General features: G+C 70.1%; 1 protein-coding gene (running past both ends of the window). It reads right to left on the bottom strand.

The whole window is internal to a non-ribosomal peptide synthetase gene (locus C5E41_RS09660; protein ID WP_104375604.1) on the bottom strand: the coding sequence, 43,989 nt in all, runs 3,612 nt past the left edge and 13,721 nt past the right edge, and what appears here is coding positions 13,722-40,377, spanning codon 4,574 (partial) through codon 13,459 (complete); the first complete codon in reading order (the gene reads right to left) occupies positions 26,653-26,655. Both the start codon and the stop codon lie outside the window.

Genomic DNA, 26,656 nt, shown 5'->3' with positions numbered 1-26,656 from the left:
GCCGAGGATCGAGGCCATGATCGGCGTCAGCGGGATCTCGCCGACACCGCCACCGGGCAGTTCGGCGAGCACCCGCTGCTCGGCCTCACCCGCGCGGGTGGCGATCTCCGCCAGCGCGGCCACGCTGCGCCGCTCGAAGACCTGCCGCGGCGTGAAGAGCACACCGCGCGCCTTGGCCCGCGAGACCAGCTGGATCGACAGGATCGAGTCGCCGCCGAGAGCGAAGAACGAATCGTCGAGTCCGACCTGATCGACGCCCAGCACCTCGGCGAACACCTCGGCGATGGTCGCCTCGAGCGCACTCGTCGGCGCCCGGAACTCGCGCGGCGCGAGCTGGGGTTCCGGCAGCGCCTTGCGGTCGAGCTTGCCGACCGGGGTCAGCGGGATCTCGTCCAGGACCACGATCGCCGAGGGCACCATATGCGGCGGCAGCACCGCGGCCACATGGTCGGTGACCGCCGCGGGGTCGACCGCACGGCCCGGAACACCCAGCACGTAGGACACCAGAATCGTTGCGCCGGCGGCCGTTTCGCGACCGATGGTGATCGCGAATTCGACATCCGGGTGCCGGCCGAGCACCGCGTCGATCTCACCGAGTTCGATGCGGAAGCCGCGGATCTTCACCTGGAAGTCGGTGCGGCCGACGTAATCGAGCTCCCACGGCACCTCCGGGCGGGCGATATTGCCGGCGCGCACATCCGGTTCGGCATACCACCGCACCACGTCACCGGTGCGGTACATCCGGGTTCCGGGCGCACCCCACGGGTTGGCGACGAACCGCTCCGCGGTCAGCCCCGGCCGATGCTGGTAGCCGCGGGCCACCGCACCACCGGACAGGAACAGCTCACCGGCCACCCCCGGCGGCACCGGGTTCATGCGGGCGTCGAGTACCAGCGCCGACATACCGTGCACCGGGGTGCCGATGGTGATGTGGTTGCCCGGGAACAACCGCGCATACGAGGAGATGATCGTCGTCTCGGTCGGACCGTAGGCATTGAAGTACTTGCGTCCCGGCTGCCACTTCGCCAGCAGTTCCGGCGTGGTCACATCGCCACCCACCGACGTCACCAGCAACTGTTCCTGGTCGGCCGGATCCATCGTGCCCAGCACCGCGGGCGTGATGATGGTGTGGGTGACCTGCTCGGTGCGCAGCAGTTCCGCCAGCTCCGGGCCGCCGATGATCTGCGGCGGGGTGATCACCAGCGTGGCGCCGATGTAGAACGCGCACACCCACTCCAGCACCGACGGGTCGAAGCTGGGCGAGCAGATGTGCAAGAACCGGTGCTGCGGCTCCAGGCCGTACAGGCTCGTCGCCACATCCGCCAGGCCGCCGAGACCGGCGTGGGTCACGGTGACGCCCTTGGGTTTACCGGTCGAGCCCGAGGTGTAGATGACATAGGCCGGATGCGCCATCTGCAACGGGGTGCGCCGGTCGGCGTCGGTCACCGGCGCCGCCGACTGCGCGGCGCACAGCTCGTCGGTCGCGGGATCATCGAGGACCAGCCATTCCACGTCGCCGGGCAGGTCGCCGACATACGCCGAACCGGTGATACCCAGCAGCGCACCGGAATCGGTGAGCATATGCCGCACCCGATCCTCGGGATAGTTCGGATCCACCGGCACGTGCGCGCCACCGGCCTTGGTGACGGCCAGGACGGCCAGCACCATCTCGTAGGAACGCGGGAAGGAGACCGCGACCAGTTGCTCGGGTCCGACACCGCGTTCGATCAGCACCCGCGCCAAACGCGAGGACCGGTCGTCGAGTTCGCCGTAGGTGATCGATTCACCGTTGTAGCGCACCGCGATTCGATCGCGGCCGAGCCGGACGCCGTGGCTCATCAGATCCGGCAGCAGTCCGGTGGCCATCACCTCGTCGCCGTGGACATGGGTGAGCAGCTCGTACTCCTCGGCGGCCAGCAGCGACAGATCGCCGACGGGGGTCTGCGGCTGCGCGACGATCGCCGCGAGCAGACGGGTGAACCGCTGCGCGAAGACCTCCACCGTGGCCTCGTCGAAAAGGTCACGCGCGTAGGAGAACTCGGCGTACATGCCGTTGCGGTCGTCGTCGGATTCGCGAACCGTCAGCGACAGATCGAATTTCGCGGTGTCGACGTCGAAATCGAGTGCCGAGACGTGCAATCCGGGCAGTTCGAACGTGCTCTCGGGCAGGTTCTCGAACGACAGCGCCACCTGGAACAGCGGATGCCGCGCGGTGGAGCGCTCCGGATTGAGCAGTTCGACCAGCCGCTCGAACGGGATGTCGGCGTGCGCGAAGGCCTGCAGGTCCGCGTCCTTGGCGTGGCTCAGCAGCTCACCGAAGGTCAGCTCGCCCCGCACGTGGGTGCGCAGCACCAGCGTGTTGACGAACATGCCGATCAGATCGTCGAGTTCGGCCTCGCCGCGGCCCGCGATCGGGGTGCCGATCGCGATGTCGTCGGTACCCGACATCCGCGCCAGGAACAGTGCGAGTGCGGTGTGCACGACCATGAACAGCGTCGCGTTCTGCTCGCGCGCGGTGCGCTGCAGCCCCTCGTAGAGCTCGGTGCCGATCGGGAACAGCACCCGCCCGCCCTGGAACGACTGCACGGTCGGCCGCGGCCGGTCCGCGGGCAGGTTCAGCTCGTCCGGAATTCCGGCCAGCGCCTGCCGCCAGTAGTCGGCCTGGGCACTGACCAGGCTCTCCGGATCGTCCTCGGAGCCGAGCAGGTTGCGCTGCCAGATGCTGAAGTCGGCGTACTGCACCGGCATCGGCGCCCACGCCGGTGCCGCCCCCTCGGCGCGCGAGGCGTAGGCCACCATCAGATCCCGGGTCAGCGGGCCCATCGACCAGCCGTCGGCCGCGATGTGGTGCGCGACGAAGACCAGCACGAAGTCGGTGTCGGTGACCTGGAACAGCCGGATGTGGAACGGAATCTGCGTGGTCACATCGAAGCCGGTCGTCACGGCGGCGGTGACGGCCTCGACCACGCCGGACTCCTCGATCCGCACCGGCTCGAGATCGATCGCCACCTCCGCCGGCGACAGCACCCGTTGCACCGGGCCGGCATCGGTCTCGGGGTAGACCGTGCGCAGGATCTCGTGGCGTGCGATGAGATCGGCGACCGCCTCGCGCAGCGCGGACACATCCAGCGCGCCGGAGAGCCGGATCGCCACCGGGATGTTGTCCACCGACGAGGTGGTGTCGAACTGGTTGAGGAACCACATGCGGTTCTGCGCCAGCGACAGCGGGATGTGCTCGGGACGCGGCCCGGCCGTCAGCGGCGGACGACCACCGGCACCGGCCTGCTGTTCGACCTTGGCGGCCAGCCCGGCCACCGTCGAGGATTCGAACAGCGCCCGCACCGGTACCCGGGTGTCGAGCAGCGCACCGAGGCGCGCGGCGACCTGAGTGGCCAGCAGCGAGTTACCGCCGAGGGCGAAGAAGTCGTCGTCGGCGCCGACGCGCTCGGCGGACAGCACATCGGCGTACACCGAGGCGACCGCCTCTTCGATCGGTGTCGAGGGCGCCCGGAAGGCGGTGGTCTCGAATTCCGGTGCGGGCAGCGCGCGCCGGTCGAGCTTGCCGTTGATGTTCAGCGGCAACGCGTCCAGTTCGACGAAGGCCGAGGGCACCATGTACGACGGCAGCGCCGCGTTCAGTGCCGACTTCACCGCATCGATGTCGAGGCTGTCGCCGGCCGGGACCAGGTACGCCACCAGTCGGTCGCCGATGCGCGGGTCCGACTTCGCCAGCACCGCGACCTGCGCGACCTCGTCCAGGCCGAGCAGCGCCGATTCGATCTCGCCGAGTTCGATACGGAAGCCGCGGATCTTGACCTGAAAGTCGGTGCGGCCCTGGTATTCCAGTTCGCCGCAGGCATTCCAGCTCACCAGGTCACCGGTGCGGTACATCCGGGCGCCCGGCTGGAAGGGGTTGGCCACGAACCTGTCCGCGGTCAGATCCGGCCGCGCGAAGTAGCCGCGGGCCAGCTGCGCACCGGCCAGATACAGCTCGCCGGCGACGCCGTCCGGCACCGGGTGCAGGCGCGAATCCAGCACGTAAACCTGGCTGTTCCACTCGGGCGCACCGATCGACACCGACTGCTGTTCGTCCGCGGTGACGCGATGGCTCGTGATCGAGACCGCGGCCTCGGTCGGGCCGTACAGGTTGAACAGTTCGGCGGCGTTGTCGCGGCGGAACCGCTGCGCGGTCGCACCCGGCAGCGCCTCACCGATGGCCAGCACGCGACGCAGCGAATTCGTCAGCGTCCCACCGGATTCGGTGAGCAGCGCGTCCAGCATCGAGGGCACAACGTGCAGCGTGGTGACCGCTTCACGGGCCATCAGTTCGTTGAGATAGGCCGGGTCGCGGTGGCCGTCCGGCGCCGCGATCACCAGGCGTCCACCGGAGACGGCCGCGGACCAGAACTCCCAGACCGACAGGTCGAAGGTGGCCGCGGTCTTCAGCAGCACCGAATCCTCGGCGCCCAGGCCGAATTCGGCGATCTTCCACAGCAACTGGTTGACCACCGCGGCGTGCGGGACCGCCACACCCTTCGGCCGACCGGTGGAGCCGGAGGTGAAGATCACGTACGCGGTGTGCTGCGGGAGCAGCGGCGCGACCCGCTCGGCATCCTCGATCGGCGAATCGTCACCGCTGGTGTCGAGGTCGTCGACGCGGACCACCGGTGCGACATCGGTCTCGAATCCGGCGTCGGCATCGGTGAGCACACAGACCACGTCGGCGGTGTCGAGGATGTAGCCGGTGCGTTCGGCCGGCTGATCCGGATCCACCGGCACATAGGCGCCGCCGGCCACCGTGACCGCGTACATGGCGAGCACCAGATCGACCGAGCGGCGCATCGCCAGCGCGACCCGCGACTCCGGCCCGACACCGAGCGAAATCAGGTGCCGTGCCAGTAGATTGACCCGGCGGTCGAGTTCGGCGTAGGTCACCCGGGTGCCGTCGGCGCCGACCAGCGCGTCGCGCTCGGAGTGGGTGTCGACCGTCGCGTCCAGTAGCGAGGCCAGCGTCGCCGACCGGTCCACCGGATGATCGGTGGCGTTGCGGGTGGCGATCAGCGCACCGCGTTCGGCGGCGTCGAGCAGATCGATATCGCCGACCGCGGTATGCGGTGCGGCCACGATCGCGCCCAGCATCCGCACGAAACGATCCACGAAGCCCGCCACCGTGTCGTGGTCGAACAGATCGGTCGCGTAGGTGAAGAATCCGGTGATGCCCTCGGGCGCACCGGTGTCGCTGTAGCGGTCGGTGGCGATCAGGTGCAGGTCGAACTGTGAGAGCTGGGTGTCGAAGTCCAGTCCGCTGACCCGCAGGCCCGGCAGCTCCAGCGTGGCCTGGGCCAGGTTCTGGAACGACAGGCCCACCTGGAACAGCGGATGCCGCGCGGTGGAGCGCACCGGGTTCAACACCTCGACCAGCCGCTCGAACGGCACGTCCGCGTGGGCGAAGGCCTGGATGTCGATATCGCGCTGCCGCCCCAGCAGTTCGGTGAAGCCGGCACCGGCGTCGACCTGGGTCCGGAACACCAGGGTGTTGACGAACATGCCGATCAGATCGTCGAGCACGGCCTCGCCGCGACCGGCCATCGGGGTGCCGATGGCGATATCGTCGGAACCCGACAGCCGCGCCAGCAGGACCGCCAGCGCGGTGTGCACGACCATGAACAACGTCGCGCCCTCGGTGCGGGCCACATCGATCAGCGCCCGATGCAGTTCGGCATCGATGCGCATCTCGACCTTGCCGCCGGCGAAGCTCTGCACGGCCGGACGCGGGCGGTCCGACGGCAGATCGAGCTGATCGGGCAGCTCGGCCAGCGCCTGCTTCCAGTACGCGACCTGCTTGGAGGCCAGCGAATCCGGATCGTCCTCACTGCCCAGCAGTTCGCGCTGCCAGATGCTGTAGTCGGCGTACTGGACCGCCAGCGGCGCCCAGTTCGGCGCCAGCCCGGCCGCGCGGGCGGCGTAGGCGGTCATCAGATCGCGGGTCAGCGGGCCCACCGACGAACCGTCGCCGGAGATGTGGTGCACGACCATGGCGAGCACGTATTCGGCTGTACCGCTTGCGGTTTCGGTGTCCGAACGGACCTCGACCAGCGCGACCCGCACCGGCACCTCGGTGGTGACGTCGAAGCTGGTGTTGATCAGCGCGACCACCTCGGACTCCACCGCGGCGGCATCGACGACGCGCAGCTCGAGCTCCGGAATCGCCTGGGTCGCGGGCAGAATCACCTGCACCGGCCCCTGGTCGGTCTGCGGGTACACGGTCCGCAGAATCTCGTGCCGCGCCACCAGATCCGCCATCGCGGCCCGCAGCGCCGACACGTCCAGCGCACCGCTCAGCCGCACCGCGATCGGCACATTGTAGGCGGCCGAGGCGGTGTCGAAGCGGTTGAGGAACCACATCCGCTGCTGCGCCAGCGACAGCGGGATCCGCGGTGGGCGCGGCGCGGCGGTCAGCGCGCGGCGTCCGCCGGCGTCGGCGTGGTGCTCCACTCGGGTAGCGAGCGCGGCGACCGTGGAGGCCTCGAACAGCAGGCGCACCGGCACCCGGGTGTTCAGCGCCTCGCCCAGGCGCGCGGCGACCTGCGTGGCGAGCAGCGAGTTGCCGCCCCACGCGAAGAAGTCGTCGTCGCGGCCCATCGTGCCGGATTCCTTACGCAGCACATCGGCGAAGGTGTTGGCCACGATCTGCTCGATCGGGGTCACCGGCGCGCGGAAGACGGCCTTCTCGAAGACCGGTTCGGGCAGTGCGGCGCGGTCCAGTTTGCCGTTGGCGTTCAGCGGCAGCGCGTCCAGCTGCATGAACACCGACGGCACCATGTAGGACGGCAGCCGTTCGGCGAGTGCGGCCTGCAGCGCCTGCTTGTCCAGTTCGGCGGTGCCGACCACGTAGGCGACCAGGCGATCGCCCAGATTCGGATCCGCGTGGGCGACAACGGCGGTCGCGGTGACGACCGGCTGCCGCAGCAGCACCGCCTCGACCTCGCCGAGTTCGATGCGGAAACCGCGGATCTTCACCTGGAAGTCGGTGCGGCCCCGGTAGTCCAGTTCACCCCGGTCGGTCCACGCCACCAGGTCACCGGTGCGGTACATCCGCGTGCCCGGCTCCCCGAACGGATCGGCGACGAACCGGTCCGCGGTCAGATCCGCGCGACCGAAGTAGCCGCGCGCGAGCTGCGCACCGGCCAGATACAGCTCTCCCGGCACCCCCACCGGAACCGGCCGCAGCCGCGAATCCAGCACGTACACCCGGCTGTTCCATTCCGGCGCGCCGATCGACACCGACTGGCGGTCGGCGGCGGTGACGCGATGGCTGGTGATCGAGACCGCGGCCTCGGTCGGGCCGTACAGGTTGAACAGCGCTGCCTCGGCGGTCTCCAGGAAACGCTGCGCGGTCGCGGCCGGCAGCGCCTCACCGATGGCGAGCACCCGCTTCAGCGACGAGCTGAGCATCCCTTCGCTCTCGGTGAGCAGGGCGTCGAGCATCGACGGCACCACATGCAGCGTGGTGACGGCGGTGCCGAGCATCAGTTCGTTGAGGTAGGCCGGATCGCGATGCCCCTCGGGCGCGGCCACCACGAGGCGGCCACCGCACGCGGCGGCGGTCCAGAACTCCCACACCGACAGGTCGAAGGTCGCCGCGGTCTTGAGCAGCACCGAATCACCGGCCCCGAGGCCGAATTCGGCGATCTCCCAGCGCAACTGGTTGACGATCGCACCGTGCGACACCACCACACCCTTGGGACGGCCGGTGGAGCCGGAGGTGAAGATCACGTACGCGGCGTTGGCCGCGGTGAGCTCGCGCAACCGCTCCCCCGCGGTGATCGGCGCCGCCGAATAGCCGGAGAGCTCGAGTCCGTCGAGTTCGATCACCGGACGCTGCGGGGTCCAGCGCAGCGCGCTCTCCCCGTCCTGGTCGGCGGTCGCCGCGACGGTGGCCGAGGTGGTCAGCACACAGGCGGGTGCCGCGGTCTCGAGGATGTAGTCGATGCGTTCGGCGGGCTGCCCCGGATCGATCGGCACGTAGGCCGCACCGGTCTTGGCCACCGCGTACATCGCGACGATCAGCTCCACCGAGCGGCCCAGGGCCAGCGCCACCCGGTCCTCGGTGCCGATCTCGCATTCGACGAGGTAGCGCGCCAGGCGGTTCACCCGGGCGTCGAGGTCGCCGTAGGTCAGCACCTGCTGCGCCGTTCCGGTGGCTTCGGAGTCGACCACCAGCGCGACCGCGGTCGGATCGGCGGCGACCGTCGCGTCGAGCAGCGACACCAGCGTCGCCTCGGTGTCGATCGGGTGGGCGGTCTCGTTCCACTGCCGCAGGATCCGCTCGTTCTCGGCGGGATCGAGCAGGTCGATATCACCGACCGGGCCGGACGCGTCCGCGATCACCGCGTCGAGGACCCGGACGAACCGGTCCGCGAAGCCCTGCACCGTCGACTCGTCGAAAAGGTCGATGGCATAACCGAATTCGGTGATGATCTCGGCCGGCGAACCGTCCTCGGCGTAGCGGTCGTAGAGCGTCACGTGCAGATCGGTCTTGGCCAGCTGGGAATCGAAATTCACCGCGCTCACCGAGAGACCGGGCAGCTCCAGGGCGGTCTCGGCCAGGTTCTGGAACGACAGGCCCACCTGGAACAGCGGGTTGCGCGCCGTGGACCGCACCGGGTTGAGCACCTCGACCAGCCGCTCGAACGGCACGTCGGCGTTGGTGAAGGCCTCGAGGTCACGCTCGCGCACATCGGCGAGCAGTTCGGCGAAGCTCGCGTTGCCGTCGATGCGGGTGCGGAACACCAGGGTGTTGACGAACATGCCGATCAGATCGTCGAGTTCGCGCTCACCACGCCCGGCGATCGGTGTACCGACGGCGATGTCGTCGGTACCCGAGAGGCGCGACAGCAGCACGGCCAGCGCCGCGTGCACGACCATGAACAGCGAGGCGTTGTTCGCGCGCGCCAGCTCGTGCAGGCGGGCGTGGCGCTGCGGGTCGATCTCGAAGCGAATCGCCTTGCCCTGGAACGACTGGGCCGGCGGACGCGGGCGGTCGGTCGGCAGTTCCAGCTGGTCCGGCAGTCCGTCGAGGGCGGCGGTCCAGTAGGCGACCTGCTGGGCGGCCAGCGATTCCGGATCCTCCTCGGACCCGAGTACCTCGCGCTGCCACAGCGCGTAGTCGGCGTATTGCACCGGCAGCGGCGTCCACTGCGGCGCCTCACCCTGCACGCGCGCGGCGTAGGCCGCCATCAGATCCCGGGCCAGCGGTCCCATCGAGGAGCCGTCGGCGGCGACGTGGTGGACGGTGAACGCGAGGACGTGCTCCTCGGGCGACTGGTCCCCGCCGGTGATCCGGAACAGTGCGACCTTCAGCGGCACCTCGGCGGTGACGTCGAAGGTGGTCATCGCGAATTCGATGATGCGGTCCAGCAATTCGTCCTCGGCCACCGCCACCGGCTCCAGCGCGGGCGCGGGATCGGTCGCGGGCAGAATCACCTGGTGCGGGCCGTCCGCCGAGCGCGGGTACGTGGTGCGCAGCACCTCGTGCCTGGCCAGGACGTCACCGAGCGCACGTTCCATGGCCGCGACGTCGAGCGCGCCCGACAGCCGCACCGCGAGCGGAATGTTGTCCACCGCGGAGGTGGCGGTGTCGAACTGGTTGAGGAACCAGTAGCGCTGCTGCGCCGGCGAGAGCGGAATCCGTTGCGGCCGTTGCCCGGCCACCAGCTTCGGCCGCGTCCGGCCGGACCCGGCGCCCTGCTCCAGGCGCGCGGCCAGGGCGGCGACGGTCGACGCCTCGAACAGGTCGCGCACCGCCAGCTGGGTGTCGAGCGCGGCGCCCAGGCGCGCGGTCACCTGGGTGGCGATCAGCGAGTTGCCGCCCAATTCGAAGAAGTCGTCGTCGAGACCGACCCGGGGCACACCCAGCACATCGCTGAACGTGCCGGCCACGATCTCCTCGATCGGGGTGGCCGGGGCGCGGAACTGCCGGGCCTCGAACACCGGCGCCGGCAGCGCCTTGCGGTCCAGCTTGCCGGAGGCGTTGAGCGGGAAGGCGTCCAACACCACGAAGGCCGAGGGCACCATATAGCCGGGCAGCGCCTCGCCGAGTTCGGTGCGCACCGCGTCGGGGTCGACGGTGGTGCCGGTCGCGGGCACCACGTAGGCGACCAGCTGATCGCCGAGCCGGTCGTCGGAGCGCACGACCACCACGGCCTGCGCGACGGCGTCGACGGCCACCAGTGCCGATTCGATCTCGCCGAGTTCGATGCGCAGACCGCGCAACTTCACCTGGAAGTCGGTGCGGCCCAGGTACTCCAGTTCGCCGGCGGAACTCCAGCGCACCAGGTCGCCGGTGCGGTACATCCGCTCACCGACCCCGAAGGGGTTGGCCACGAACCGATCCGAGGTCAGATCGGGGCGCGCGACATAACCGCGCGCCAGCTGATCACCGGCCAGATACAGCTCACCCGCGACGCCGGTGGCGACCGGGTGCAGCCGCGAATCCAGCACGTAGACACGGGTGTTCCACACCGGGCGGCCGATCGGCACCGCGACCGTGTCGGCCTCGGTCACCTCGTGATAGGTGACGTCGACGGCGGCCTCGGTCGGGCCGTAGAGGTTGTGCAGCCGCGCGCCGGTCAGCTCGATCAGGCGCTGGGCGGTGACCGCCGGCAGCGCCTCACCGGAGGCGAACACCCGGCGCAGCGTGGTGCAATCGGCGCCGGAGGAGTCCAGCGCGGCGACGAAGACCGACAGCATCGACGGCACGAAGTGCACGGTGGTGATGCGCTCGGCGTCGATCAGGTCCGCCAGATACGCCGGATCGCGGTGGCCGTCGGGCTTGGCGACGACCAGGCGAGCGCCGACCTGCAGCGGCCAGAAGAACTCCCACACCGACACGTCGAAGGTGGCGGGTGTCTTCTGCAAGACGACATCGTCGAGGTAGAGGTCGTACTCGTCCTGCATCCAGGCCAGACGGTTCACGATCGCGGCATGGCTGACGGCCACACCCTTCGGCCGTCCGGTGGAACCGGAGGTGAAGATCACGTAGGCGGTGTGGGCGGGACGCAGCGGGGCGATGCGGTCGGCATCGGCCACCGGGTCGTCGGCGTACTCCGACAACTCGAGCTCGTCGATCGCGACGACCGGCACGTCCGGCCCTGCCGCGAGCGGGCTGTCCGCGGTGGTCAGCACGCAGACCGGGTTCGCGGTCGCCAGTACGTATTCGGTGCGCTCGGCCGGGTGGTCGGGGTCCAGCGGCACATAGCCGCCACCGGCGACCGTCACCGCGTACATGCCGATGACCAGTTCCAGCGAACGCCGCATATGCAGCGCCACCAGCGAATCCGGGCCCACGCCCTGCTCGATCAGGTAGCGGGCGAGCCGGTTCACCCGGGCAGCCAACTCGCCGTAGGACAGAGTTGTCCCCTCGAACGTCAGCGCCGGTTCGTCGGGATCGAGTTCGACCTGCCTCTCGAACATCGAGGCCAGCGTCAGCGCGACGGTACCGGCCGCCCGGCCGAGAACGACGCGGTCGACGTCGTAGGCGGTGGCGTTCCAGTTGTCGACGATGGTGCGGCGTTCGACGGTGTCGAGCAGGTCGACATCGCCGATCGCGGCGGCGGGATCCGCGGTCACCGCGTCCAGCATCCGGACCAGACGATCGGCGAAGGCCGCGACCGTCCGGGCGTCGAACATGTCGGTGGCATAAGCCAATTCGGCCGACATACCCTCGGCGGAACCGTCGGCGGCGAAGCGCTCGGTGAGGTTCAGGTGCAGATCGAATTTCGCGGTCAGCACATCCAGCGGCAGGCCGCTGACTTCGAGATCCGGCAGCGCGAACGAGGCCTCGCCGGTGTTCTGGAACGACAGCATCACCTGGAACAGCGGATGCCGCGCCTGCGAACGCGCCGGGTTCAAAATCTCCACCAGCCGCTCGAACGGCAGATCCGCGTGCCCGAAGGCGGCCAGGTCGGATTCCTTGGTGCGCGCGAGCAATTCGGTGAACGACATCGCCGGATCGACACTGCTGCGCAGCACCAACGTGTTGACGAACATGCCGATGGCATCGTCGAGCGCGGCCTCACCACGGCCCGCGACCGCGGTACCGATGGCCAGGTCGTCACTGCCGGACAACCGCGCCAGCAGCGCCGCGAAGGCGGCGTGGGTGACCATGAACAGGCTGGCACCGTGGGTGCGCGCCAGCCCGTTGAGCCGGCGTACCAGCGCGGCGTCGAGCGAGAACTCGTGTACGCCACCGCGATACGTGGCGACCGCGGGTCGCGGACGATCGGTGGGCAGATCCAGCTGGTCGGGCAGGCCCGCCAGATGCTGCGACCAGTACGACACCTGCTGGGCGATCAGCGATTCCGGATCGTCCTCGGAGCCGAGCGTTTCCCGCTGCCACAGGGCGTAATCGGCGTACTGCACCGGCAGCGGCGCCCAGCCCGGCGCGGCGCCCTGCGAGCGCGCCGCGTAGGCGAGCATCACATCGCGGGCCAGCGGCCGCACCGACCAGCCGTCACCGGAGATGTGGTGAACGACGAAGACCAGCACGTAGTCCGGAGTCGGCTCACCGGCGCCGTTGCCGCTCGCATGCTCGACGCGGAACAACTTGGCGCGCACCGGAACCGCGGCGGTGACGTCGAAGCCGGTGAGGACCAGTTCGCGCACCCGCTGGGGCAGTTGCGCCTCGGTCACCGGTTCGGCGTCCAGTTCCACCGCGTCGCGGTCGGCGGGCAGGATCACCTGCACGCCCTGGCCCTCGGAGGTTTCCGGGTAGACCGTGCGCAGCACCTCGTGGCGTTCGATCACGTCCGCGACGGCCTCGCGCAGGGCGTCGACATCGAGCGCGCCGGTGAGCCGGACCGCCATCGGGATGTTGTTGACCGCGCTGGCGGTGTCGAAGCGGTTGAGGAACCACATCCGCTGCTGCGCCAGCGAGAGCGGAATCTCCTCCGGTCGCGGTCCCGCCACCAGGGCACGGCTGCCACCGGAACCGGCGTGGGTCTCCAGCCGGGCGGCGAGTGCCGCCACGGTCGGCGCCTCGAACAGGGTCCGCACCGGGATGCGGGTGTTCAGCGCCTGGCCCAGGCGGGCCACCACCTGGGTGGCGATCAGCGAGTTGCCGCCCAGTTCGAAGAAGTCGTCGTCGAGACCGACCGGCCGCGCCTCGGTGTCGATGCCCAGCACCTCGGCAACCGTGGCGGCGACGATCTCCTCGACCGGTGTGGTCGGGGCGCGGAACTCTCGTGCCTCGAATTCCGGTGCGGGCAGCGCGCGCCGGTCCAGCTTGCCGTTCGCGCTCAGCGGCAGGGCGTCGAGCACGACGATCGCGGCCGGAACCATATAGGAGGGCAGCCGCGCCGCCAGGTGCGCGCGGATCGCGTCGAGATCGATCTCGCCGACGCCGGCGGCGGGCACGACATAGCCGACCAGCTGCTCGCCGATCCGCTCGTCGGCGCGCACCACGGCCACCGCCTGCGCGACCGAATCCTGTGCGGTGAGCGCGGATTCGATCTCGCCGAGCTCGATGCGCAGACCGCGCAACTTCACCTGGAAGTCGGTGCGGCCGAGATATTCGATGGCCCCGTCGACGCCGCGGCGTACCAGGTCACCGGTGCGGTACATGCGGGAACCGCTGCCGCCGAAGGGATTCGCGACGAAGCGGTCCGCGGTCAGGTCGGTGCGGCCGAAGTAGCCGCGCGCCAGCTGAGCGCCGGCCAGATACAGCTCACCGGCGACTCCGGCCGCAACCGGATGCAGCCGCGCGTCCAGGATGTAGGCCTGCGCGTTCCACACCGGCAGGCCGATCGGTACCGCGCCGGCGATATCCGCGGCGACCGGCATGGCGGTCGCGTGCACGGTGAATTCGGTGGGGCCGTACAGGTTGTGCAGTTCGGCGGTGCCGATGCGGCGGTAGGCCTGCGCGGCGTCGGCGGTGAACGCCTCACCCGCGATGAGCAGGGTGCGCAGCGAGGACACCTCGGCGGCCGTCCCCGCATGCATGCTGTCGGAGAACACCGACAGCATCGACGGCACGAACGAGGTCATCGTGACCTGCTGTGCCGCGATCACCTCGGCGAGATAGCCGGGATCGCGATGGCCGTCCGGCGCGGCGATCACCAGGCGCGCGCCGGTGGCGGTCGCGCCGAACAGCTCCCACACCGACACGTCGAAGGTCGGCGGCGTCTTGAACAGCACCACCTCACCGGCGTCGATGCCGTATTCGGTGGTGATCCAGCGAATCTGGTTCACCACCGCGGCCTGCGAGACCGCCACGCCCTTCGGCCGTCCGGTCGAACCGGAGGTGAAGATCACGTAGGCGAGGTGCTCCGGCCGCAGCGGGGCACGCCGTTCGGTGTCGTCGAGTTCGCCGTCCGGGTAGCCGGACAGATCCAGCTCGTCGATACGAACGGCGGTCGCCGCACCCTCGAGCGCGCGGTCGATGTCCGCGCCGTCGCGAGCGGTGGTGAGCACGGCGATCGGTGCGGCGGTGTCGACCACGTAGCGAATGCGCTCACCCGGCTGTTCCACATCCAGCGGCACGTACGCGCCACCGGCCTCCAGCACCGCGTAGGCGGCCACGACGAGGTCGAGCGAACGCCGCATGCCCAGTGCCACCCGGGCATCCGGACCCACACCCGCCTCGACCAGATACCGGGCGAGTCGCTGGGCCCGCGCCGCGAATTCGGCGTAGGTCAGCGTGACGCCGGCCTCCGGGTCGACCACCGCGACCGCGTCCGGGGTCTGTTCGACCTGGGCGTGGAAGTCGGCCAGCAGGGTGGTGGCGCCTTCGCGGCGCACCGGCAGATGACGTGCCGTGTTGTTCCAGCCACGCAGTTCGCGCGCCGCCTCGGCGGGAGCGAGCAGATCGATGTCGCCCACCCGGGCCGCCGGTTCGACGACCACGGCGGTCAGCACACGCACCAGGCGATCGGCGAAGCCGGCGATCGTCTCGTCGTCGAAAAGGTCGGTGGCGTAGACGAATTCGGCGGTGATACCGCCGGCCGCGGTGGCGCCGTCGGCCGTCTCGGCGGTCTCCTCGGTGAGCACCAGTTGCAGATCGAACTTCGCGGTATCGATCGGCAGTTCCACACCGCTGACCGTCAGTCCCGGCAGCTCCAGGGCGTTCTGGCCGGTGTTCTGGAACGACAGCATCACCTGGAACAGCGGATGCCGCGCCTGCGAACGCGCCGGGTTCAAAATCTCCACCAGCCGCTCGAACGGCAGATCCGCATGTCCGAACGCGGCGATGTCGGTGCTGCGCACCGACTGCAGCAGATCGGTGAAGCTCGCACCGCCGTCGATCTCGGTCCGCAACACCAGCGTGTTGACGAACATGCCGATCAGATCGTCGAGCGCGCGCTCACCACGACCGGCCACCGGGGTGCCGATGGCGATATCGGCCTCCCCGCTCAGCCGCGACAGCACCAGTGCCAGCGCCGCGTGGGTGACCATGAACATGGTCGCGCCGCGGGTGCGGGCCAGTTCGGCGAGACGGGCGTGCACGTCGGCGTCGATGTGGAAGGTGTGCGTCGCGCCGCGGCCGGAGGCGACCGCCGGACGCGGCCGGTCGGCGGGCAGATCCAGCTGTTCGGGCACTCCGCGCAGCGCTTCGCGCCAGTAGTCGATCTGGTCGGCGATCACCGATCCCGGATCGTCCTCACGGCCGAGCACCTCGCGCTGCCAGAGCGCGAAGTCGGCGTACTGCACCGGCAGCGGCGCCCAGGCCGGTTCGCCGCCCTCGACGCGCGCCCCGTAGGCGGTCATCACGTCGCGGGTCAGCGGGCCCATCGAGAAGCCGTCGGCGGAGATGTGGTGCACCACGAGGGCCAGCACGTGCTCGGTCGGGCTGACCTCGAACAGCCGGGCCCGGAACGGCACCTCGACGGTGACATCGAAGCCGGTACCGACCAGCTCCGAAATCCGCTGCGGCAGTTCGGCCTCGGTGACATCGATCGGCGTGAGATCGGGGATGACCTTCGAGGTCGGCACGATCTCCTGGTACGCGGTCCCGTCCACCTCGGGATAGCGGGTGCGCAGCGATTCGTGGCGCGCCAGCACATCGGCGACCGCGATCTGCAGGGCCTGCCGGTCCAGCAGACCCGACAGCCGCACCGCGGCCGGGATGTTGTCCACCGCGGATTCGGGATCGAAGCGGTTGAGGAACCACATCCGCTGCTGCGCCAGCGACAGCGGCACCAGCTCGGGCCGCTGCTGCGGCACCAGCGCCGCGCGACCGCCCGCACCGGAGCGAGTTTCGGCCCGCGCCGCCAGACCGGCGACGGTGGAGGCTTCGAAGATCTCGCGCACACCCAGCTGGGTGTCCAGAGCGGAGGACAACCGGGCGGCCACCTGGGTGGCGATCAGCGAGTTGCCGCCGAGGGCGAAGAAATCGTCGTCCAGGCCGACCCGGTCCACGCCGAGCACCTCGGCGAAGGTGCCCGCCACGATCTGCTCCACCGGAGTGACCGGCGCACGGAACACCGCCGCCTCGAACACCGGGGCGGGCAGCGCCTTGCGGTCCAGCTTGCCGGACGCGTTGAGCGGGAATTCGTCGAGCACCATCACCAGCGCGGGCACCATGTAGCCGGGCAGCTGCCGGCCCAGTTCCTCGCGCACCGCCTCGGCGTCGACCGGAAGTCCGGGCGTGGCCACGACATACGCCACCAGCTGATCGCCGGTGTGCTGGTCGCCGCGGACCACCACGACGGCCCGGTCGATCTCGTCGAGCCCGGTCAACGCCGTCTCGATCTCGCCGAGCTCGATGCGCAGGCCGCGCACCTTCACCTGGAAGTCGGTGCGGCCCAGGTAGTCCAGTTCACCTCGTTCGTTCCAGGCCACCAGGTCACCGGTGCGGTACATCCGCTCGCCGGCCGGGGCACGACCGGCGGGCCCGGAGGCGGTAGCGGAGCGTGACCACGCAGGGCCCTCGGGAGTGCCCCCATCCGACACAGCGAAGGGGTTGGCCACGAACCGGTCCGAACTCAGATCCGGACGCGTCACATAGCCGTGCGCGAGCTGGGCGCCCGCCAGATACAGCTCACCCGCGACACCCACCGGAACCGGCCGCAACCGCGAATCCAGCACGTACACCCGGGTGTTGAAGACGGGACGGCCGATCGGCACGGAATCGACATCGGCATCGGTCACCTCGTGATAGGTGACGTCGACCGCGGCCTCGGTGGGACCGTAGAGGTTGTGCAGGGCGGCGCCGGTGAGTTCGCGCAGGCGCTGCGCCGACTTGGGGGCCAGCGCCTCACCGGAGGCGAAGACGAGCCGCAGCGTCGTGCATTGCGCGGCCGCGGCCTCGGCGACGAAGACCGCCAGCATCGACGGCACGAAGTGGGTGACGGTGACGCCCTCGCCGACGATCACCTCGGCCAGATACGCGGGATCGCGATGGCCGTCGGGCCGCGCCACCACCAGTCGCGCGCCGATTTGCAAGGGCCAGAAGAACTCCCACACCGACACGTCGAAGGTCGCGGGAGTCTTCTGCAGCACGACATCGGCGGCGGTGAGACCGTATTCGGCTTGCATCCACACCAGCCGGTTGACGATCGCCGCATGCGGCACCGCGACGCCCTTGGGACGACCGGTGGAACCGGAGGTGAAGATCACGTACGCGGTGTTGGCCGGCCGCAGCGGGCTGCGGCGCTCCGCGTCGGCGATCGGCTCGATCGAGTAGCCGGACAGGTCCAGCAGGTCGATACGCACCTGCGCGGTATCGATCTCCAGATCGTCGCCGGAGGTCAGCACACAGACCGGGTCCGCGGTGGCCAGGATGTATTCGGTGCGCTCGGCCGGATGATCCGGATCCAGCGGCACGTAGGCGCCGCCGGCGGCGGCCACGGCGTACATGCCGACCACCAGGTCGAGCGAACGCCGCATACCGAGCGCCACGAAGGTGTCCGGGCCGACGCCGCGCTCGATCAGCCAGCGGGCCAGCGCGTGCACCCGGGCGGCGAAGTCGGCGTAGGACAGAGCTGTCCCCTCGAAGCTCACCGCGGTGGCGTCGGGGGTGCGCTCGACCTGCGCCTCGAACAGCGAGACCAAGGTGGCCGAGCCGTCGACCTCGTGGTCGGTCGAATTCCATTGCGACACCACGAGTTCGCGTTCGGCGGGCTCGAGCAGTTCGATATCGCCGGCGCCGATCGCGGGCTCGCCCACGATGGTGGTGAGCACCCGCAGCAGCCGGTCGGCGATGCGGCGCACCGCGTTCTCGTCGAACAGATCGCGCAGATAGCCCGCCCGGATGCGAAGGGTCGCACCGAGCGAGGCGATCAGGCTGAGCGGATAGTGGGTGGCGTCGGTGGCCTCGAGGCCGGCCACCGCCATACCGTCGATGTCGGCGGCCTGACGCTGAATGCCCTCGGCATCCACCGGATAGGACTCGAACACCACCAGGGTGTCGAACAGTCCACCGATGCCGATCGCGTCCTGGATATCGGCCAGGCCGAGGTAGTGGTGGTCGAGCAGATCCGCCTGCTCACCCTGCACCCGGGTGAGCAGCTGCTCGGCGGATTCGGCGGCATCCAGGCGCACCCGCACCGGCACGGTGTTGATGAACAGGCCGACCATGGACTCGACTCCGGCCAGCTCCGGCGGACGGCCCGAGACGGTGGTGCCGAAGACCACGTCGTCGCGGCCGGTCATCCGGCCCAGAACGATGCCCCAGGCCGTCTGCAGCACCGTGTTGGCGGTGACGCCGATGCGCGCGGCGAATTCGGTCAGCCGGGCGGTCTGCGCGGCGTCGAGTTCGAAGACGTACTCGTCCGACAGCGCGGTGATCTCGCGGCCGGCGTCGGGGCGCGCCAGCAGGGTCGGCTCGGAGATGCCGGCGAGGGCATCGGTCCACGCCGACAGTGAGGCCGGATGATCCTGCTGGGCAACCCATTCCAGGAAGTGCCGGTAGGAACGCACCGCGGGCAGCGCACCGGAGTCGGCATGCGTCGCGTAGAGCACGAGCAGATCCCGCATGAGCAGCGGCATCGACCAGCCGTCGAGCAGGATGTGGTGGTTCGAGACGACCAGCGACCAGCGCTGCTCGGCGACCCGGATCAGGGTGAACCGGATCAGCGGCGGCGCGGCCAGGTCGAACCGGCGGGTCCGGTCGGCCTCGATCAGATCCGCGGCCGCGCCGGTCTCGCGGCGGTCGTGTTCGGCCCAGGTCGCCCGCACGCCGTCCAGCACCACCTGCACCGGATGGCCCTGAGCGTCGGTGACGAAGGCCGTGCGCAACGTCTCGTACCGATCGATCAGAGCCTGTGCGGCACTGCGCAACCGGGCCGGATCGACGCGGCCGGTGAGGTCGAGGACGGCCTGACCGGTGTAGACGTCGACGGAGGCGGCGGCCAGTTCGGCGTGGAACAGCAGACCGGCCTGCAGCGAGGACAGCGGCCACACCTGCGAGATCTCGCCGAAGCGCCGCTCCCAGCCGTCGATATCGCTCTGGCCGACGCGCACCAGCGGGAAGTCCGACGGGGTGTGCCCACCCGCGCCGGCCGATTCCGCGTGCCGCGCAACGGCTTCCAGCGCTCGCGTCCACAGCTGCCCGAATTCGCGCACGGCGTCGGCGTCGAGCAGCGTGGTCGGATAGCCGATCCGCGCGGTCAGCCGGTCGCCGACCACGATGGCGTTGATGTCCAGCGGCGCCATCGCCGGCATATCGGCGTCGTAGTCGCCGGCCAGTTCGCCGAGTTCCGGTGCCGGAATCCAGCCGAAGCCGCGCAGCGCCTCGGGCACCGCGTTGTCGGAGACCCGGCCCAGGTAGTTGAAGCTGACCTGGCCCGGCATCTGCTCCGGCAGCCGGTCGGCGGTGCGCGGGTTCAGGTAGCGCAGCAGGCCGTAGCCGAGGCCCTTGTCGGGCACGGCCAGCAGCTGTTCCTTGACCGCCTTCACGACCCGGCCCATCGCCGGGCCGCCGGTCAGCGCCGCGTCGATGTCGAGACCCGACAGGTCGAAGCGGACCGGGAAGATCGCGGTGAACCAGCCGACCGTGCGGGACAGATCCGCGCCCGGAACGACATCCTCTTCGCGGCCGTGCCCCTCGAGGCGCACGAGCGCGCTGTCGGACCGGCCGTCCGAACCGGCGCGCGCGGCCCGCCACTTCGCCACGGCGAGCACCAGCGCGGCCAGCAGGCCGTCGTTGATTCCACCGTGGTACAGCGCCGGCACGGCGGTCAGCAGGGCCTTGGTGACCTCGGGCGAGACCTCGACCTCGACCTTGGCGGCGACCCCGGCCACATCGACGGCGGGATCGAACGGCCGCTCGGTGAGCAGCGGGTCCGGACCGTCGACGACCGCACGCCACCAGTCGAGTTCGCCGTCGCGGTCGGCGGCCGCACGCTCGAGCGCGTGCGACCAGGTGCGCATGCTGGTCGGCGGCGCGGCCAGCTCCGGCGTCCGCCCGGCCGAGAGCTGTCCCCAGGCGGTGACGAAATCGGGCACGAGGATGCGCCAGGACACGCCGTCGATGACGAGGTGGTGAGCGACCACGATCAGGCGTCCGGTCCGGCCGGCGACCGAAGGCTCCAGCCAGGCGAAGCGCACGACCACCCCGGCCTCCGGATCGAGCCGGTCCAGGCTCGCGTCCAGGGCCGCGGTCGCGATCTCGAACAACTCCGAATCGGTTGCGGTGGAGTCGAATTCGGTGTGATCGAGCAGTGACTCGAGATCGACGGCGCCCGGTGCGGCGGTCTCCACGATCCATTCCGCACCCGCATGCCGGCGCAGCCGCGCCCGCAGCATGTCGTGGCGGTCCACGACGGCGGAGACGGTGGCGAGCAATCCGGCCCGGTCGATGCCGATCGGCAGTTCCAGGGCCAGCGCCTGATGGAACCGGCCGAACGAACCCGACCGCTCCACCATGAACCGGGCCACCGGAGTCAGCGGCATGGTGCCGACGCCGCCGCCCGGCAGCTCGGCCAGCACGGGCACCGAATCACCCTGTCCGGCAGCGGATTCGGCGACCATCGCCAGCCCGGACACGGTGCGCTGTTCGAACACGTCGCGCGGGCTGAACACCACGCCGCGCGCCTTGGCCCGCGACACCAGCTGGATGGAGACGATCGAGTCACCACCCAGTGCGAAGAACGAATCATCGATGCCGACGCGTTCGATGCCCAGCACCTCGGCGAACACCTCGGCGATGGCCTGCTCCACCGGCGTCCGCGGGGCACGGAAGGCCGTGTCGGTGGCGAACTCCGGCTCCGGCAGCGCCTTACGATCCAGCTTGCCGGCCGGGGTCAGCGGCACCCGGTCGATGACCATGATCGACGAAGGCACCATGTAGCCGGGCAGCCGCCGTTCCAGATGGGCCGTCACATCGGCCACATCGATCGACACACCCGAGACCGCGACGACATACGACACCAGCGAGGTGGCACCGGCGCCGCGAGTGTGGCCCACGGTCACCGCGAAGTCGACGGCATCGTGGGCGGTGAGCGCGGCGTCGATCTCACCCAGTTCGATGCGGAAGCCGCGCACCTTGACCTGGAAATCGGAGCGGCCGACGTATTCGACCTCACCGGTGTGGTTCCATCGCACCACATCACCGGTGCGATACATCCGCTGTCCGGGCTCGTAGGGGTTGGCCACGAAACGTTCGGCGGTCAGGCTCGCCCGCGCGTGATAGCCGCGGGCCAGCTGCACACCGGACAGATACAGCTCACCCGCGACACCCACCGGAACCGGCCGCAACCGGGCGTCGAGGACGAGCGACTGCATACCGCGGATCGGACCGCCGATGGTGACCGGGTCGCCCGCGGCCAGCGGATCGCTGATGTTGGTGGCGACGGTCGCCTCGGTCGGGCCGTAGGCGTTGTGGAACCGGCGCGCCGACCCGTCGGGGGTCACCGACCATTTGGCGACCTGTTCGGCCGTGACCGCCTCACCACCGGCGATGACGACCCGCATCCCGGCCAGATCGGCGGGATCGAGGGTGGCCAGCACCGACGGGGTGATCAGGGCGTGGGTGACGCCTTCGCGGGCGATCAGCTCACCGAGTTCGCTGCCGCCGTAGGTGCCAGGCGGCACCACGACCAGCGCACCGCCCGCACCGACGGCGAGCAGGAACTCCAGAATCGAGGCGTCGAAGCTGGGCGAGGCGAAATGCAATGCGCGCGAACCGGAATCGAGCCGGTAGCGCTCGTTCTGCTCGGCGCGGAAGTTCGCCAGACCGGCATGGGTGACCAACACCCCCTTGGGCACACCGGTGGAACCGGAGGTGTAGATGACGTAGGCCGGATGGTCGACGCGCAGCGGGCGCACCCGGTCGGCATCGGTGATCGCGGCGGCGGCGTAGCCGTCGAGTTCGATGTCGTCGAGAACCAGCCAGTCCACCGACTCCGGCAGATCATCGCGCACCGAGGCCACGGTCAGGCCGACGGGCGAACCCGAATCGGTGACCATGTGATCGATGCGGTCGGCCGGGTACGCGGGGTCGATCGGCACGAACGCCGCACCCGACTTGGTCACCGCCCATTCGGCCAGATAGCTCTCGGCCGAGCGCGGTACGGCCACCGCGACCAGGTCCTCGGCCCCGATCCCGCGTTCGATCAGCAAGCGCGCCAGGCGGTTCGACCGCTCGTCGAGTTCGCGGTAGGTGAGGGTGCGCCCGTCGGCGATCACCGCCGGAGCCTGCGGGTCGCGGGTCGCGGCCTCGGCCAGCAGTTGCGGCAGGGTCGACGCCGCGACCGCCGGGCCGCCCGTGCGCGCGAGCAGGTCCGCGCGCTCGGAGGCCTCGAGAATGTCGACCGCGCCGACGGCGATGCGCGGATCGGCGGCGACCGCCCGGAGCACCCGGATCCAGCGATCGGCGATCTCGGAGGCAGTCTGCTCGTCGAACAGATCGGTGGCGTAGACGAGATTCAGCGCCATACCGTTGGCTGCCGCCCCGTCGGCGTCGCCGACTCGTTCCGACAGCGTGAACTGCAGGTCGAAGCGGGCGATGTTCTCCTCCCGCTCGACCGTGGACACGGTCAGGCCCGGCAGTTCGAGGCTCGCGCGGTCGAGGTTCTGGAAGGCCAGCATCACCTGGAACAGCGGGTTGCGGGCCTGCGAGCGCTCCGGCGCCAGCAGTTCCACCAACCGCTCGAACGGCACGTCGGCATTGCCGAAGGCCTCGAGGTCGGTGTGGCGCACCCGTTCCAGCAGTCCGGTGAACGACTCGTCGGGGTCGATCCCGGTCCGCAACACCAGGGTGTTGACGAACATGCCGACCAGGTCGTCGAGCGCCGCCTCACCGCGGCCTGCGATCGGGGTTCCGACGGCGATGTCGTCGGTGCCCGACAAATGTCCCAGCAGTACCGCCAGGGCCGCGTGCATCACCATGAACAGCGACGAACCCTGTTCGCGCGCAACACCTTCCAGCGCGCCGATGAGTTCCGGAGTCAGAGTGCGATGCAGTTCGGCGCCGCGCAGCGAGGCGATCGCCGGGCGCGGGCGGTCGGCGGGCAGGGTCAGCTCTTCCGGAATACCCGACAGTGAGCGCTGCCAGTAGTCGACCTGGCGGGCCAGCAGCGACTGCGGATCGTCCTCCGAGCCCAGTACCTCGCGCTGCCAGATCGCGAAATCGGCGTACTGCACCTCGAGCGGCGTCCAGCCGGGGGCGCTGCCCTGGGTGCGGGCGGTGTAGGCGGTCATCACGTCGCGGGCCAGCGGGGTCATCGAGAACCCGTCCGCGGCGATGTGGTGCACGACCACGACCAGCACATGTTCGTCGCTGTGCACCTGGAACAGCCGGGCGCGCAGCGGAACCCGTTCGGCGACATCGAATCCCGCCGAGGCGAAATCGGTCACCGCGGTGGTCAGATCGGCGTCCGAGACCGGGTAGGCGCGCAGATCCAGCACGATCTGCTCGGCCGGCAGCACCAGCTGCATCGGCGTGCCGCCGTGCTCCGGATAGCGGGTGCGCAGCGACTCGTGCCGGCGCACCACGTCGAAGACGGCCAATTCCAGTGCGGCCGTGTCGAGTTCACCGGACAGCCGGACCACCAGCGGCAGGTTGTAGGCCGCCGAGGAGGTGTCGTACTGGTTGAGGAACCACATGCGCTGCTGCGCGAACGACAGCGGCACCGGTTCCGCGGCGGCGCGCGAGCGGGCGATCAGACGCGGGCGCGCCTCCCCGCCGGTATGGGTTTCCAGCCGTGCGGCCAGCGACTCCACGGTCGCGGCCTCGAACAGCGCGCGCACACCCACCGTCGTCCCCAGCGCCGCCCCGATGCGGGAGACGACGCGGGTGGCGATGAGCGAGTTGCCGCCGAGATCGAAGAAGTCGTCGTCGAGCCCGACCCGTTCCACGTCGAGCACCTCGGCGAAGACCGCGGCCACGATCTCCTGTACCGGGGTCTCGGCGGCCCGGAAGGCACGCGACCGCACCGCGGGGGCGGGCAGGGCGCGGCGGTCCAGTTTGCCGTTGACGGTCAGCGGAATGCGGTCCAGCACCACGAACGCCGCGGGCACCATGTACGCGGGCAGCCGTTCGGCCGCGCCGTCGCGCACGACGTCCAGCGCCGGTTCGGTCTGTCCGGCCGGGGGCACCACATAGGCGACGATGCGCTGGTCGCCCGGCTGATCCTCGCGCACGACGACCGCGGCCTGCGCGATCCCCGGCTGCGCCAGCACCGCGGCCTCGATCTCGCCGAGTTCGATGCGGAAACCGCGCACCTTGACCTGGTCGTCGGCGCGGCCCAGATATTCGAGTTCCCCGAAGCGGTTCCAGCGCGCCACGTCACCGGAGCGGTACAGCAGCGTTCCGGGCTCACCCAGCGGATCGGCGACGAAGCGGGCCGCGGTCAGATCCGGGCGGCCCAGGTAACCGCGCGCCAATTGCGGACCGGCGACATACATTTCGCCGGCGACGCCGACCGGAACCGGATGCAGCCGATCGTCGAGGACGTACACCCGCAGTCCGGCGATGGCCCGGCCGACCACCGAACCCGTTGCCGCGGCGATGGTTTCGGCGTCGAGCACCCGGTGCGAGACGTGCACCGTGGTCTCGGTGATGCCGTACATGTTGACCAGTCGCGGCGCGGTGTCGCCGTGGCGGGCCACCCAGTCCGCGAGCCGGCGCAGCTCGAGCGCCTCACCGCCGAAGACCACGTAGCGCAGGGCCAGCGGCTGCCCACCGGCCAGGCGATCCGCCTCGGCCAGCTGATAGAACGCCGACGGGGTCTGATTGAGCACGGTCACCCGTTCGCGGCGCAGCAGTTCCAGGAACTGCTCGGGCGAGCGCGAGGTGTAGTAGTCGACCACGACCAGCGTGCCGCCGAACAGCAGCGGGCCCCAGATCTCCCACACCGAGAAGTCGAAGGCGAAGGAGTGGAACATCGTCCACACGTCCTCGGCGCCGAAGCCGAATTCCCGATCGGTATTGGCGAACAGCCGCACGACGTTGCGGTGCGCGACCGCCACGCCCTTGGGGCGGCCGGTCGAGCCGGAGGTGTAGATGACATAGGCGATAGCGCTCGCCGACAGCGGTGCGTTGCGATCGGCATCGGTGATCGGGCCCTCGCCCGCGTCCACCAATTCCGGTGTCTCCGCGCCGAATCCGTCCATCAGCACGGTCGGCAGGCCCACCGGCAGCTCCACCTCGGTGCTGCCGTCCACGATCACCCCGGCCGGGCGCGAATCCGCGAGCACGTAGGCGATGCGTTCGGCCGGATAGCTCGGATCGATCGGCACATAGCCCGCGCCGGACTTCACGACCGCCAGCAGAGCCACGACCAGATCCAGCGAGCGCGGCAACACCACCGCGACCAGTGTCTCGGGGCCCGCACCGTCGGCGATCAGCCTGCGCGCCAACTGGTTCGCGCGCCGATCCAGCTCCGCGTAGGTGAGCTGATCGGCGCCGAACTTCGCCGCCACCCGGTCGCCGTGCTCGGCGACCGCGGCGTCGAACAGATCCGACAGTGTCACGGCCCGGTCCGCGAACCGTCCGGTGCCACCGTCCGCACCGGCCGAGACCCAGCGCTGCGAGACGTCCAGGCGTTCGCCTTCGCCGAGCAGATCGATATCGCCCACCACCGTGGTGGCTGCGACGGTGACCCCGGCCTCGGTGACAGTGTCCGCGGCGGCACCGCCTGCGGGGACGCTGCCCTCGGTGACGCTGCGCAGGATCCGCAGCAGCCGGTCGGAGAAGGCGGCGACGGTCTCCGGATCGAACAGATCGGTGGCGTAGGTCCACGACAGCGCCAGTCCGGCGCCGTCGGCGGCATCGCCGACGGTCAGCTGGATATCGAATTTCGCCATTCCCGGATCGGCGTCGAGGACCGCGAGATCCAGGCCGGGCAGGGCGGCCGTGGTGGCGTCGCGCTGTCCGGTGGCCTCGAAGGTCAACGCCACCTGGAACAACGGATGATGCGCCTGGGAACGCACCGGGCTGAGCACGTCCACCAGCCGCTCGAACGGCACGTCGGCGTTGGCGAAGGCCGCCAGATCGGTCCGGCGCACCTCGGTGAGCAGTTCGGCGAACGTCGCATCCGGGCGCACCGGAGTGCGTAGCACCAGCGTGTTGACGAACATGCCGATCAGATCGTCGAGTGCGCGTTCACCGCGGCCCGCGATCGGCGTGCCGATGGCGATGTCGGTACTGCCCGACAACCGCGCCGCCCAGGTGGCCAGGGCCGCGTGCATCAGCATGAACAGCGTCACGCCGTGG

The organism is Nocardia nova (genome assembly GCF_002933465.1).
GTDB lineage: Bacteria > Actinomycetota > Actinomycetes > Mycobacteriales > Mycobacteriaceae > Nocardia > Nocardia nova_B.
The sequence above is the reverse complement of the archived record's forward strand: the minus strand, read 5'-3'. Positions and strand labels throughout refer to the sequence as shown.